This is a genomic window from Actinoplanes philippinensis, from assembly GCF_900113015.1.
GTDB classification, from domain to species: domain Bacteria; phylum Actinomycetota; class Actinomycetes; order Mycobacteriales; family Micromonosporaceae; genus Actinoplanes; species Actinoplanes philippinensis.
In genome coordinates this window covers 57,134-70,910 of record NZ_FONV01000027.1, presented here as the reverse complement: position 1 = coordinate 70,910, position 13,777 = coordinate 57,134, and the positions used below count along the sequence as shown (strand labels likewise).

Genomic DNA, 13,777 nt, shown 5'->3' with positions numbered 1-13,777 from the left:
CATCGACACCCTTCACCTTTACGCCGGCCAACCACACAGATGTACGGGCCAACCGCCCGGTAGTCGCCCGTACACCGCCGCCGTCATCCCTAGCGTGAGTTAGGACTTACTCGTCTAGGGGAACGCCGGCTGCGAGGTCACCAGCACGCCGCGGTAATCGGCGACGGCGTCCCGGCCGGGGCAGACCTCGAAGTGGACGTGCGGCCGGCGCCCCTGCCAACAGGTGGCCGGGAGGACGGCGGTCAGCGGCCCTGCCCGCGAGTGGCCGGGAGGACGGCCGTCAGCTCCCAGCCGCCGCCCGCCCGCGGTCCCGCGGTCAGCCGGCCGCCCAGGGCGGTGACGCGCTCGTCCAGGCCGGTCAGGCCGAAACCGGTGCCACGGGCCACGTCGCCGGCGGCCGGGGTGGTGCCGTCGTCGAGCACGACGACGGTGAGCCGCCGGTCGGCGTAGCGCAGCTCGACGGTGACCTCGGCAGCGTCGGCGCCGTGGCGGCGCACGTTGGTCAGCGCCTCCTGGACCACCCGGAACGCGGCGACCTGCACCTCGTGCGGCAGGTCGGCCGGGATCTCCGGGCAGGGCAGCAGCGTCACCGGCGGCCCGGCGCGGGAGAAGTCCTCGACGAGCCCCGGGAGCGCGGCCAGATCACCGGCCGGGCGGGTGCCGTCCGTGGCGCCGGGCTCGGTGCGGAGCACGCCGACCGTACGCCGCATCGACTCCAGCGTCTCCCCCGCGGCGCGCTCGATGCCGGCCAGGATCGGGCCGAGGCGCTCGGGCTGCAGGGTGAGCACCGCCTGCCCCATCTGCGCCTGCACCAGGATCCCGGTGACGTGGTGGGCGACGAAGTCGTGCAGGTCGGCGGCCATCGCGAGCCGTTCGGCACGACGCGCGTCGACCAGCGCGGCCCGCCGGCGCCGGTATCGTTCGTCCATCGTGCGCAGATAGCCGCCGAACCCGGCGAAGATCGCCGTCAGCAGGGCCAGCACCACGGCCACCCCGAATTGGTCGTCGAAGAGGCTCTCGTCGGCGGGGCGCTCCCGGAAGGGCAGCGCGACGACGGCGAGCGCGACCGTCGCGGCGATCGGCGCGAGCCGCGACGGCCGGACGCCCCGGACGGCGACCAGCAGCAGGCACAGCAGCGCCAGCGCCTCGCCCGGCCCGGCCGTCAGGTGGCCCCCGCCGAGATGGTTGAGCACGGTGAACGCCAGGGAGGCGGTCGCCGGGACGCCGGCGCGCACCTCCGGTGTCAGCCAGGGCGGCCGGCGCGAAGCCGGCCAGACGACCGCGGCGACGGCCGGCGCGAGGATCACCGACGGCCAGAACGTGCCGTCCACCGCGGTGTTCCAGACGGCGAGGTCGACGACGGCCAGCACACACAGGACGGTGGTGCCGGCGATCCGCGCGCCGCGCCAGAAGCCCGTGCGGGGCGGCGGGTCATCCACCGGGTGACCGGTCCCGGCCGTGATCTCCACCGTCTGCCACGCCGCCGATGCTACGCTGCCGGACCACGAGCGGGGTCGGAGTGGTCGGTGAGCATCAAGGTCATGGTCGTCGACGACCAGGCGATGGTCCGCGAGGGTGTCGCGGTTCTTCTCGGGCTGCAGCCCGACATGGTCGTGGTGGCCGACGTCGCGGACGGCGGGCAGGCCGTGGCCGCCGCCCGGGAGCACGATCCGGATGTGATCCTGATGGACATCCGCCTGCCGGTGCTCGACGGGCTGGAGGCGACCCGCCGCATCCTGGACGTCCCGCCCGGCCGGCGCCGGCCACGGGTGATCATGCTGACCACCTTCGAGCTGGACGAGTACATCTTCGACGCATTGCGGGCCGGGGCGAGCGGCTTCCTGCTCAAGGGCGCCTCCGCCGCAGATCTGGCCCAGGCGGTCCGGGTCGTCGCCGCCGGGGAGAGCCTGCTGTCGCCGTCGGTGACCCGGCGGCTGATCGAGGAGTTCTCGGCCCGGCCGGCTCCCCGGGCCAGGACGATGCCGGCGCTGACCGCCCGCGAGACCGAGGTGCTCACCCTGATCGCCGGTGGACTGTCCAACGCCGAGATCGCCGCCACGCTGGTGGTGGCCGAGGAGACGGTCAAGACCCACGTCGGCCGGATCTTCACCAAACTGGACCTGCGTGACCGCGCCCAGGCGGTGATCGCCGCCTACGAGGCGGGGCTCGTCGTCCCCCGCTCCTGACGGCGGGTCTCTCCTGCGCCGGGGTAGCTCTGTGGAGCTACGCCCGATCTGGCTCCCCGGGGCGACGCCCGCGACCCCCTCCCGCCGCGATGCTCTCCGGACCGACAACCGGAGGAGCCACGATGGCCGACGCCCGTCCCGTACCCACCATGCTCGATCTGGCCGACGTGACCGGCCTGTACCGCAAGTACGCCGACGACCTGGCCGCGGCCCGGGACGGCCAGCGTGCCCTGCTGGAACCGGGCGCCCCGCGGTTGCGCCCGAAGCTCGACGACATCGAGGCGGAGCTGACCTACCTGCTGGTGCGGCACCACCGGCCGCGGGTGGTCACCGAGATCGGCACGTTCCACGGCTGGTCGACGACCTGGCTGCTGCGGGCGCTGCGCGACAACGGCGAGGGCGAGCTGCGGTCGTACGACATCGTCGATCACGCCCGGCGATCGGTGCCCGCCGCGCTGGCCGCCGGGCGCTGGACGTTCCACCACGGTGACGTACGGCAGGCCGCTCTCACGCCGGGGCTGATCGACTACCTGTTCATCGACGCGGCACACACCGCCCCCTTCGCCCGCTGGTACACCGCGCGGCTGTTCGGGCAGCTGCGCCCGGGCACCCCGGTCAGCGTGCACGACGTGTACCACCGGCGGCGGGCCGGGCGGTTCAGCGAGGGCCGGGTCGTGCTCGACTGGCTGGCGCAGCGGCGGCTCGGCCACTTCACCGCGTCGCGGGCCGCCGCGCCGGCGGAGCACGCCGAGATCCTGGCGGTCCGGGAGAGCCTGGGCCTGACCGAGCCGGTGCACCAGGGCGGCCGGAACCCGATGATCTTCTTCCGTCTCGGCGGCAGCTGACCGATGGGCGCGATCCGTCTCGTCCGGCTGGCGCCCCGGCTGGATCTCACCGGCTGCGTGGTGGCGGCCGTCCTGTGGTGGCTGTCGTTCACGCCGTCGCTGCTGCCGCGCGGCTGGCTGATGCAGGGGCTTGTCGGCGGCGTGTGCGCGGCGAGCGGCTACGCCCTGGGCTGCCTGCCGCGCCCGGTGACCCGGCGGTGGCGGGCCGGGCGACGGGCCTGGCTCGCCCTGGGCGTCCTGGTCGTGCCCGGGACGGTGCTCGCGGCGTACCTCGGATGGCTCTGGCAGCGGGATCTCAGCGTGATGGCCGGGGTGGCGGCGCCGTCGGCGGTGACGTGGCCGGGCGCCCTGCCGGTGGCGGTGGCCGTGTTCGCCTGTCTGCTCGGTGCCGCGCGGCTGCTGCGCCGGGCCCGGGGCCGAGCCGTCGTGGCGGTGATCGCGTTGCTCACCGTCGTCCCGTTGTCGTCCGCCCTCGGCGCCCTGTCGGCCACGCTGGACGAGCGGGTCACCGACGTGCCGGCGCCGGTCGAGGCGACACGGTCGGGTGGCCCGGCGTCGCTCGTGCCGTGGGCCTCGCTGGGCCGGCAGGGCCGCGCCTTCGTCACCGGAGCACCGCCGGCCGGGCACACCAGGGCACCGATCCGGGTGTACGTGGGCCTGCGTACCGCCTCGACCTCCGAACAGCGGGCCCGGCTGGCCGTCGCCGAGCTCCGCCGGACCGGGGCGTTCTCCCGCAAGGTGCTCTGCCTGGTGGTGCCGACCGGCAGCGGCTGGATCGACGAGCCCACGGTGGCCGCCCTGGAGAACGTCTTCGCCGGCGACACCGCGGTGGCCGCCGTCCAGTACGCGGCGCTGCCGAGCTGGCTGTCGCTGGCCGCCGAACCGGATCGCGCCGAGCAGGCCGCCTCCGACCTGATCGACGAGGTGCACCGGGCCTGGTCGGCGCTGCCGGCAGCGGACCGGCCGACGCTGCTGCTCTACGGGCACAGTCTCGGCGCGCGGGCCGCCCAGGCCCCGTTCGGCAGCGCGGACCGTCTGCTCGGCCCCGTCGACGGCGCGCTGATCAGCGGGCTGCCCGGCGGCGACCGGCTGCGGCCGGTGACCTCGCCGGCGTACCCCCGCCTGCTCTTCCTGCAGCACGCCGACGATCCGGTGGTGTGGTGGTCGCCGCGCACGCTGCTGCGCCCGCCGGACCGGTTCCCGAGGCGGTGGTGGCCGGTCGTCACGTTCTGGCAGGTGTCCGCCGACCTGCTGCGGGCCCAGGACGTTCCGGCCGGGCACGGGCATCGCTACGGCGCCGAGGCGGAGGCGGCGTGGCGGCTGGTCACCGCTGGACCTCATCGGCGGGCGACCGCCGGTCCTGAGGTGACGCCGGGCCAGACTCCCGCGACGGGTACGGCATCGTTCGCCGCCGAATAGTCAGCAATCACTCTGATACCGGGACAATTCACGGCCGGCTATGCATTCTTGATCACGAGCCGGGCGCGACCCCCATGCGCCTGGAACGACCCGTAAGGAGGCGCATGACGTGCGCGCTCTCAAACCCCTGGCCCTCGCCTCACTCGCCGGTGTGCTGCCACTGGTCCTGACCGGCGGCGTCGCCCCGGCGGCCGGGCACACCGGGCCGGGCGGCGGCTGGTCGGGGATGTGGCTGTCCGGGACCACGGCCACCGACACCACCTCGGTGGTGACGACGCTCAAACAGGTGCGGACCGCGATCGGCGCGGACACCGGCGCCGCCGCCACCCTGACCGGCAAGGGCGTCGGCATCGCCCTGATCGACACCGGGGTCGCGCCGGTGCCCGGGATCCCGGCCGCCCAGGTGGTCAACGGACCCGACCTGTCCTTCGAGTCGCAGAGCCCGAGCCTGCGCTACCTCGACACGTACGGCCACGGCACGCACATGGCGGGCATCATCATCGGCAACGACGCCGCGACCGGCACGAAGGGAATCGCCCCCGGCGCCAAACTCACCTCGATCAAGGTCGGCACCTCCAACGGCGCCGTCGACGTCACCCAGATGATCGCCGCGATCGACTGGGTGGTGAAGAACCGCAACCACGACCCCGCCAACCCCATCAAGATCATCAGCTTGTCGTACGGGACGGGCGGCAACCCGGAGGTCTGGAACGACCCGATGACCCTCGCGGTCCAGCAGGCCTGGAAGGCGGGCATCACCGTCGTCGCGGCCGCCGGCAACCAGGGCAACGGCTACGGCAGACTCACCCACCCGGCCCAGGGCACGTCGGTGATCGCGGTCGGCGCGGCCAACACGTACGGCACCACCACCACGGCCGACGACGAACTGTCCGCGTACACCAACCTCTCCTCCAACGGCCGTCCGCTGGACGTGCTCGCGCCCGGCACCTCCATCCCGTCGCTGCGGGTGCCCGGATCCAACATCGACCTGACGTTCCCGAAGGCCCGCAGCGGCGACACCCTGTTCCGCGGCTCCGGCACCTCCCAGGCCACCGCGGTCACCGCCGCGGCCGCAGCCCTGGTCCTGCAGGCCCGTCCGTCGCTCACCCCGTTGCAGCTGAAATACCTGCTGATCAACGGGACCTACCTGAGCAAGGGAGTCGCCGCCACCCTCGGCACCAAGGAGATCAACGTGTCGATGGCGCTGGCCGGCCCGGCCGCCACCGGCAGCGGCGCGATCGGCGAGTCGACCGGCACCGGCATGCTCGACTCCACCCGCGGCAGCAGCCGGGTGTCCGCCGACGGTGTGCAGCTGAGCGGCCAGAACACCATCTTCGGCCCGTTCGACACCAACACCTGGTCCACCCGCGCCAAGGCGCAGACCACCTGGTCCGGCGGCGTCTGGCTGGGCTACCGGATGGCCGGCGACGGCTGGACCGGCACCTCGTACGCCGCCAAGACATGGGCCCCGGCCACCTGGCCCGGCGGCTCCTGGGGCGGCACGAAGAACTGGACCGACCCGAGCTGGAGCGGCCGGGCGTGGAGCGGCCGGGCCTGGAGCGGCGCCACCTGGAGCGGCCGTTTCTGGTCCACCGACGACTGGTCCACGGCCCGCTGGGGCTGACCACTCCGGCTCGCGCACCCGGACACCGTGGTCCGGGTGCGCGAGCCGTCAGCCGCGCAGCACGAACCGATAGAGGCCGCCCGCGCCCGCGACGGCCAGGGAACCGTCGGCCGGACTCCACCGGCAGGTGTCCGCCTGCCGATGGGCCGGCCTCGTGAAGTCGCCGGGCCTGCGCGACCGGCAGTACGCCCTTACCCTGGCGGCAGTCGGCTCTCGGCGGCGACCAGCGCACCCGCCGCCGGTGCGGCGGCGTGCGGACTCAATTCGGCGGAAACCTCCTCGATCGGCGGGCCGGTGACCACGAACAGGCCGAGTGCAGCCGGCGAACGGCCTGATGACGAGGTCGAGCAGCGCGACTCAGTGACGGCGCTCAATCACTCGACTCAGTGACGGCGCTCAGGCACGCGAATCAGTGACGGCGCTCAGGCACGCGACTCAGTGACGGCGCTCAGGCAACTGACGAAGCCGGAGCCGATCGAAGGCTTTGGGCGCCGCGAGGGCGCCCCATGAGTCCACGATCTGCTTGGCGCACTCGTCGGGACCCGTGTCCGTGGTGTCCACGACGATGTCGAAATCGCCGTGTGCGTAGACAAGACGCTGGGAGAGGGCCAGCCCGATCGGGCGGTCTCCGCGCCGGCGCTCGCGTCGTTCGAGCTCATCCGGCGAGCACCGAACCTCCACGAGGGTCACGTCATATCCCGCCAGCGTCTTGAGCAGGTCGTCGACACGCCACTGCTCACTGAGCGGATAGTCCATGACGACGTCGTTGCCGGCGGAGGCCATCGCTGCCACGGCGCGGTGGTAGCCGAGGCGGGTCCGGGTGAGCATCCCGGTGATCTCCGTGTCGTCCAGCACCCTGGTGTGCAGGGTGGAACGCATGGCGTTGATCGCGTCCACCGGCATGAAGAACCACGGGTCCGACAGCAGCGGAAGCATCGCCCGGCCGATGCTGCTCTTGCCTGCGCTGGAGGCCCCGTTGAGCAGGATGATCCGGCCCGCTCGGTCTGACATCACGGGGCCGACCCTAAGGCATCCGCCCGGCGGCGCCGCATGTGGACGACCCGCATTGATCGAAGTGGTCCCCCGGATCCGTGTCCGGCCGCTGATCGGGGTGTCGCCGGACCGCGTCGCCCTTCGATCAGCCCACGCCCGGGTCGGTGGCCGGCAACCGCAAGCGGAAAACCGCCCCTTCGGGAAGGTCGTCGACGGTCAGGGTGCCGTCGTGCAGGGTTGCGATCTCGCGGGCGATGGACAGGCCCAGGCCGGTGCCGCCGTCCTGGCGGGCTCGGCTGTCGTCGAGCCGTACGAAACGGTCGAAGATCCGCTCGCGGTCCGGTGGGAGGATCTCTGGGCCGTCGTTGCCGACGACGATCTCCGCCTGGTCGGCGGAGCGGCCGAGGGTGATGGTGATCCGGTCGCGGGCGTGGCGCATCGCGTTGTCGACCAGGTTGCGCAGCGCCCGGTGGAGCTGGTCGGCGTCGCCGATCACACGGACCGGGACGACGTCGCCGTCCAGGCGCAGAGCGGGGCGTTCCACCGCGACCCGCTCGCGGGCGGCGTAGACCAGGTCGTCGAGGTCGACCTCGGCCCGGCGTGGTCGCAGCGCGGCGTCGTCGACCCGGGCGAGGAGCAGCAGGTCGTCGACCAGCCGGGCCAGGCGGGTGCTCTCCCGGTGGATGCGGGTCACCGATCGGCCGGCGGACTCCTCCAGGTCGGCGGCGCGGAGCAGATCCGCGTTGGCGTGGATGGTCGCCAGCGGGCTGCGCAGCTCGTGGCTGGCATCGGCGACGAACCGGCGCTGCGCCGCCGAGGCGACCTCGATGCGGTCGAGCATCGTGTTCATGGTGGCGGCCAGCGCGGCTATCTCGTCGCCGGAACCGGGCACCGGCAGCCGGGCGTGCAGGTTGGTGGCGGTGATCGTGGCGGCCCGGTGCGTCATCGCCTCGACCGGCCGCAGCGTGCGCCCGACGAACACGAACGTCGCCACCCCGACCACCAGGGCCAGCAGCGGCATCCCGGCGAGCAGTGCCGCGACGATCGCCCGGGTGGCCTCGTCGACGGTCTCCATCGACTCCGCGACCAGCACCGTCCGCACGCCGGCGGGCGTCTGCACCGCGGCGGCCAGCACCCGGAACTGCCCGTGCCGCCCGCCGCGCAGCCGGCGGCTCTCCCAGGCGGTGCGGCCCACCGCCGGACGCAGCGCCGACAGCGGCCGATCGGCGACGAACACAGCGGGCTGCCGATCGGCGGCCGGCAACTCACGGTCACCACCGGGCGCGGCTGGGTTGCGGTCGCCGCCAGACGCGGGCAGCTCACGGTCGCCATCAGACGCGGGTGGGTTACGGCCGGCACGAGACGCGGGCAACTCCCCGTCACCGCCAGACCCAGGCGGGTTACGACCGGCACCGGAAGCGGGCAACTCCCCGTCACCGCCAGACCCGGGCGGGTTTCGGCCGGCACCGGACGCGGGTGACGGGCGGTCGGCGGTGAACGCGGGTGACGCCCGGACCACCCGGCCGCTCGCGTCGAGGACCTGCACCATCGTGCGGCCCGGCTCGGCCGGGGTCATGGCCGCGGCCAGCGCCGCCGCGTCACCGGACCGCAGCGCGGCGGTCACCTGGTTGGCACGGTCGGTCGCGGTCGTGGCCACGCTGTCGAGCAGCAGACCGCGTGCGGTGCCCAGCAGCAGTGCCCCGGCGAGCACGGCGGCCACCGCCACCACCAGGGCGGCGGCGATGGCGGATCGCAGGCGGACGCCGAGCCTGCGTGGCGGGAGCCGCAACACGGCACGCATGCGCATGGCCGCAACGCTAACCACCGGCGCCTGAAGGGACGCTGAAAACGCGGTTCAGCGGATTCTCAGTTGCGGGTGGGCAATCTTGGAGACGACAGACCAGGAGGTACGCCCGATGCGCATTCTCGTCGTCGAGGACGAGCGGGAGCTGGCGGAGACGATCCGCGACGGCCTGACCAGGGAGGGGTTCACCGTCGACCTCACCCACGACGGCGTCGACGGCCTGTGGATCGCCACCGAGAACCCGCACGGGGCGTACGACGCCATCGTCCTCGACATCATGCTGCCCGGCCTGAGCGGCTACGAGATCTGCCGGCGGCTGCGATCGCGGCAGGTCTGGACGCCGGTGTTGATGCTCACCGCCAAGGACGGTGAGTACGACGAGGCCGACGCCCTCGACCTGGGCGCCGACGACTACATGACCAAGCCGTTCTCGTTCGTGCTGCTGATCGCGCACCTGCGGGCCCTGATCCGCCGGGGCGCGCCGGAGCGTCCGGCGATCCTGACCGCCGGTGACCTCACCCTCGATCCGGCGCAGCGCAGCGTCAGCCGCGGTGACACCCCGATCCCGGTCACCCCGCGGGAGTTCGCGATGCTGGAGTTCCTGATGCGCAACCGGGGCCGGGCCGTCACCAAGGCGGCGATCATCGAGAACGTGTGGGACGCGCACTTCGCCGGGGACCGCAACATCGTCGAGGTGTACGTCGGCTACCTGCGCAAGAAGATCGACCACCCGTTCGGCCGCAACGCCATCGAAACGGTCCGCGGCACGGGTTACCGGATCGCGGCCGACGGCTGATCCTGCTCGTGAAGGCACAGTTCAGCGGCTTCTTCAGCGTTATTTCAGGTGTCGTCTGCCAGTCTTGCCCGACGTGGACGACCGGAGGCCGGCCCGCCACCCCCGTGAGAAGGACCGAGGAATTCCGATGAGTGACCTGACGCCCCGCCCGCCGCACGACGAGCCCGACCGGGCCGACGAGCCGGACAAGACCGCCGAGATCGCCGCGACACCCGCGACACCGGGCACGCCCGCGAGCCCGGCGACGCCCGATACTGCCGCGACGCCCGCGACCTCGGCGACGCCCGCGACTCAGGCGACGCCCGCGACCGCCGATGCGACCCCACCCGTGTCCGCCGTCGCCGGCGCCGCACCGGCCGACCCACCGCCCGCGTCGCCCCCGCCACCGGCCGCCGCTGCGGCGATGGCCACGCCCGCCCCGGCCCACGACCGCTGGTATCGACGGCGCGTGCCGGTCCTCGCCACGGTCGGCGCCCTGGCCCTGGGCGTGCTGCTCGGCGCAGGCGTGACGATCGGCGCCTTCGCCGCCGGCGGCCACCGCGGCGACGACCGCGGCCACCACGACGCCCGGGGCGGCAGGCCCGGAGGCGACCGTTTCGAGGGCCGCGGCGGCGACCGCGACAACCCCCGCGGCGGCGACCGTCGCAACGGCCGCGGCGACCATCGGCGCGACCGCGGCAACGCCCCCGCACCGGCCCCATCGACCGGCACCGTCCCACCTGCCGCCCCCGCACCGGCGGCCCCCGCACCGGTGCCGAGCGCTTCCACCTGATCCCCCACTCGCTGCCGGGGCCGTCCGCCCGGCAGCGATCAGCGCTGACAAGCCCGACAGCGGCCCAGCGCGCGGACCAGCCCGGCAGCGATCAGCGCGGACAAACCCGGCAGCGGCCCGGGGCGCGGACAAACCCGCCAGCGAGCAACGCGAACCAGCCCGACAGCGGCTGGGCGCGCGGACAAACCCGCCAGCGAGCAGCACGAACGATCCCGGCAGCGGGGCGGCGCGCGGACCAGCCCGGACGGTCGGCCGGGTGGAAGGCCGGCCGGCGGCGGGCCGGGTGAACGGCGGGCCGGGTGAACGGCTGGCCGGGTGGACGGCTGGCCGGGTGGACGGCTGGCCAGGGTGGACGGCTGGCCGGGTGAACGGCGGGCCGGGCGGACGGCTGGCCGGGCGGACGGCTGGCCCGGCGGGGCGGCGGGCCGGGGACGACCAGCGGGCCAGGTGGACGGCCTGCGGCGGGCCGGATATTCGATGGCTTGGCGTCCGGTGGGGCGTTAGCGTTCGCCTGATTCAGCCGTCCAGGTAGGGACATGCCGTTGTACATCCTGTGAGACATCCCGAGCACTGATCTGCAGCGCGTCGCGCATCCGCGCCGCGCTTCCTTTTGCTGCGGTTTTCTCACTGGAATCGGTGTACCTCCATGTCTCAGATCTGGGCTGTCATGCCCACCCGTCTGCCGCTGGTTCTGCGTCGCTGTCATGCGTGCGCTTCACGAACCTTCCGTCCGAGCGGCAAGTTCCGGGTCAACGCCAACCACAAACTCCTCGACGTCTGGCTGCTCGTCCTCTGCACCGGGTGCGGGGACACCGCGAAGCTCACCGTGCTGGAGCGGATGACGGTCCGGTCCGTCCCGCCGGAGATGCTGGACCGCCTGCACGACAACGATCCGGGCCTGACCGCCGGGTTGTTGCAGGATCCGGTCGTGCAGCATCGCAACCGGATCGCCCTCGACTGGGCGGGCGCGTGGCGTCTCGACACAGGGGAACCCGGCCTTCCCGACGACGACGTGATCGACGTGCTGGTGCGGTTCGGGGCGCGGATCCCGGTCCGGCCGGTCCGGCTGATCGCCGAGGGCTGCGGTCTGGCGCGGGCCGAGGTGGACCGGCTGATCGACGACGGCCGGCTCGTGTCGGCGGTCCGGTTGGGCGGCAGGCTTTCCGGCGACTTCACGTTCACGCTCAAACGCTGAGCATCGTCCACGCCGGAGGACCGTCCGCGGGGCGGCCCTCCGGCGTGACCTAAAGATTTACGCAAGTCAGCGCCGCTTCTCTGCGCCGCCCCGACCGGCACCGGCAGTATTTGCACACGGGGGCGTGGCCGAACGGTCGTCGACGACCCGGTGCAAGGTCCGGACCGTCGAGTGGCCGTGCGGTCCGGTGAGATCCGGAAGGAGTCCCCCATGTGGCTCGCACGTGAATCCCGTTCCGTGTCCCGGCCGTTCGGCAGGCGTCGTCTCGGCGCGGCGCTGCTGGCCGTGACGACAGCGGCCGGTCTGGCGCTGGCCGGGTGCAGTTCCGACGCCGACGTGGCCTCGGAGAACCTGTCGAAGGCGGCCGAGGACTTCAAGATCAACCGTCGGGTGGTGTTCTACAACGGCATCACCGACAGCTACATCCTGTCGATCGAGGGCTTCTGTTCGGTGGAGACCGAGGAGAACAACAAACTCACGGTCACCTGCAAGGTCGGCAACGAGTACAAGAAGCACTTCCTCGGGCGGTCGGACAACGTGACCTGGTTCGCCGAGCAGCTCGGCACCGCGAATGTCAGCACCGACCACTACAAGGTGTTCTTCAAGCCGTCCACGATCCTCCCGGACGTCGACGTGAAATGAGGCCGGGCCACGGTGGCAGCGCGCCGGCGGACCGGCGGACCCGGTCGATGGCGGCCTCCGGCACGGCACGGTCGCCGGTCAGCCGCCGGGCCAGGATGTCGAGGCCGGCGTCGAGGGTGGGCGCCGGCCCGAGGAGTACGGCGGGTTGTGAGGCGAAACTGTCCTGCTGGAAGTCGAGGCGCCAGCCGGGCCAGTGCCGCGGCCAGTCGGCGGCCAGCCCGGCGGTCTCCTGGGTGGTCCAGGCGACGGCGGTCCGGGCAGCCGGGTCGAGGTGCAGGCCGTTGTGCGGAAACGCCGGCAACCCGGTCACCGGCGTGGCCGTGGACAGCTTGTCGAGCAGGCCGGGCCCGGCCCAGAACAGGTCGGTCGTGTCGGACCACAGCCCGTACCCCTGAACGGTCCGGTCCTGCTGGGTGACGGTCACCAGGGCGTCGGCCTCGTCGAGTTCGGTGGGGTCCAGGACCACCAGCGAGACCGGGCGGTCATCGGTCCACGCGGCGGGGTCGGCGGGCACACCGCTGTGGGCGGCGATGTCGTCGAGACCGGCGTAGGCCCAGCGCAGGTCCCAGCCGGGCCAGGTCTCGGCGAGGACCGCCCGGAGCGCGGCGCGATGGGCGTACCCCTCGAGATGCCAGCTGAAGATCGCCAGCAGCCGCCGCGAGGTGTCGATCAGCGCGGCGGCCTCGATCCACACCGGTTCCCGCAGGCGCTCGTCAGGGTCGTAGCTGTCGCGGATCCGCCGGCCGGCGGCGTCCGGCCCGGCCAGCAGGTCGACGTCGAGGGTGGGGGCGGCCCGCCGGGAGTAGAAGATCTCGCTGTGCCGGCCGTCGGTGATGACGCACTGGGCGCGTTCGGACATGACGGCATCGTGCCGCATCGGGGCCAGGGCCGGTGGGCGGGCTCAGTCGTCGGCGAGGATCGCGTACAGATCCGAGTCCCGCCAGCCGTCGCGCAGCAGCACCGTGCCGCGCATCCGGCCCTCGTACCGCATCCCGATCTTGCGCAGGACCGCAGCCGAGGCGGTGTTGCGCGGGTCGCACGTACCGAAGATGCGGTGTCGCCGGTGCTCGCCGAAGCCCCGGCGCAGCAGCTCCCGCGCGGCGGCCGTGGCGATGCCGCGCCCCCACACGCGGGGATGGACGGCGTACGCGATCTCCGCGGTGCTCGGACCGTGCAGCCTCAGCTCGGCGGTGCCGACCACCTCGCCGCCGGCCCGCACCGCGAACACGTGCCGGCCGGGTGGCGCCGCGACGACCGACCGTACGTACGCCTCGGTCTGCTCGTAGGTGTTGGGGCCCCACGCCTGGTAGCGGCACGACTCGGGCAGGGCGGCCCACTCGTGGACCGCGGCGACGTCGTCGAGGGTGAGCGGGCGGAGGGAGATCTGCATGGCGGCACCGTAGGCCGGCCTCCGCGAGGGCGGCAAACAGAACCCGGCCTTGAGCCGGGGTTGAGGCGGGCTGGAGACTCCCCCGGCAGGATAGCTCCTGCCGGGGGAAGG

Annotated in this window: 13 protein-coding genes; 8 read left to right on the top strand and 5 right to left on the bottom strand. The window is 73.2% G+C overall.

All coding sequences use genetic code 11. The features are described from left to right. Nucleotides 1-242: 242 nt before the first annotated feature. On the bottom strand, nucleotides 243-1,439 hold the full coding sequence (locus BM290_RS43540) for a sensor histidine kinase (protein WP_143134168.1): 1,197 nt from the start codon (nucleotides 1,437-1,439) through the stop codon (nucleotides 243-245). A gap of 102 nt (nucleotides 1,440-1,541) precedes the next feature. Here BM290_RS43540 and BM290_RS43535 point away from each other — a divergent pair, with 102 nt between their 5' ends. The 4 genes from BM290_RS43535 to BM290_RS43520 all read left to right on the top strand — a co-directional run bounded on the left by BM290_RS43535 (nucleotide 1,542) and on the right by BM290_RS43520 (nucleotide 6,074). Continuing rightward, entirely contained in the window at nucleotides 1,542-2,186 is a 645-nt protein-coding gene (locus BM290_RS43535) for a response regulator (protein WP_093621879.1), read from the top strand. 122 nt (nucleotides 2,187-2,308) lie between these two features. Continuing rightward, nucleotides 2,309-3,031 (top strand): class I SAM-dependent methyltransferase, encoded by a 723-nt coding sequence (locus BM290_RS43530; protein ID WP_203779903.1) that lies wholly within the window; start codon nucleotides 2,309-2,311, stop codon nucleotides 3,029-3,031. 3 nt (nucleotides 3,032-3,034) lie between these two features. Further along, the gene (locus tag BM290_RS43525; RefSeq protein ID WP_093621866.1) at nucleotides 3,035-4,450 is read left to right on the top strand and encodes an alpha/beta-hydrolase family protein; all 1,416 of its coding nucleotides are present in this window, start codon (nucleotides 3,035-3,037) and stop codon (nucleotides 4,448-4,450) included. Nucleotides 4,451-4,559: 109 nt separating this feature from the next. Continuing rightward, complete coding sequence (locus BM290_RS43520) at nucleotides 4,560-6,074, top strand: S8 family serine peptidase (RefSeq protein ID WP_093621865.1); 1,515 nt, start codon at nucleotides 4,560-4,562, stop codon at nucleotides 6,072-6,074. A gap of 435 nt (nucleotides 6,075-6,509) precedes the next feature. On the opposite strand, the gene BM290_RS43515 is transcribed toward BM290_RS43520, so the two are convergent. Both BM290_RS43515 and BM290_RS43510 read right to left on the bottom strand, forming a co-directional pair. Next, nucleotides 6,510-7,085, bottom strand: coding sequence for a chloramphenicol phosphotransferase CPT family protein (locus BM290_RS43515; protein WP_093621864.1), 576 nt, complete (start codon nucleotides 7,083-7,085; stop codon nucleotides 6,510-6,512). A 127-nt stretch (nucleotides 7,086-7,212) separates the two neighbouring features. Further along, nucleotides 7,213-8,874, bottom strand: coding sequence for a sensor histidine kinase (locus BM290_RS43510; RefSeq protein WP_239144108.1), 1,662 nt, complete (start codon nucleotides 8,872-8,874; stop codon nucleotides 7,213-7,215). Nucleotides 8,875-8,983: 109 nt separating this feature from the next. On the opposite strand from BM290_RS43510, the gene BM290_RS43505 reads away from it, so the two are divergent. The 4 genes from BM290_RS43505 to BM290_RS43490 all read left to right on the top strand — a co-directional run bounded on the left by BM290_RS43505 (nucleotide 8,984) and on the right by BM290_RS43490 (nucleotide 12,276). Then, on the top strand, nucleotides 8,984-9,667 hold the full coding sequence (locus BM290_RS43505; protein WP_093621863.1) for a response regulator transcription factor: 684 nt from the start codon (nucleotides 8,984-8,986) through the stop codon (nucleotides 9,665-9,667). A gap of 127 nt (nucleotides 9,668-9,794) precedes the next feature. Then, a complete protein-coding gene (locus tag BM290_RS43500) occupies nucleotides 9,795-10,439 on the top strand; it encodes a hypothetical protein (RefSeq protein WP_093621862.1) in 645 nt (214 codons plus the stop codon). A gap of 646 nt (nucleotides 10,440-11,085) precedes the next feature. Beyond that, nucleotides 11,086-11,634: a DUF1062 domain-containing protein gene (locus tag BM290_RS43495; protein ID WP_093621861.1), complete on the top strand. Its 549-nt coding sequence runs from the start codon at nucleotides 11,086-11,088 to the stop codon at nucleotides 11,632-11,634. Nucleotides 11,635-11,844: 210 nt separating this feature from the next. Next, nucleotides 11,845-12,276, top strand: a complete 432-nt coding sequence (locus BM290_RS43490) for a beta-sandwich lipoprotein (RefSeq protein WP_203779899.1) — start codon at nucleotides 11,845-11,847, stop codon at nucleotides 12,274-12,276. Here the strand turns inward: BM290_RS43490 and BM290_RS43485 are convergent. Together BM290_RS43485 and BM290_RS43480 are read right to left on the bottom strand one after the other, a co-directional pair. Beyond that, nucleotides 12,236-13,135, bottom strand: coding sequence for a hypothetical protein (locus tag BM290_RS43485; RefSeq protein ID WP_143134167.1), 900 nt, complete (start codon nucleotides 13,133-13,135; stop codon nucleotides 12,236-12,238). The genes BM290_RS43490 and BM290_RS43485 overlap by 41 nt on opposite strands. Before the next feature lie 42 nt (nucleotides 13,136-13,177). Further along, a complete protein-coding gene (locus BM290_RS43480) occupies nucleotides 13,178-13,666 on the bottom strand; it encodes a GNAT family N-acetyltransferase (RefSeq protein WP_093621859.1) in 489 nt (162 codons plus the stop codon). Nucleotides 13,667-13,777: the final 111 nt, after the last annotated feature.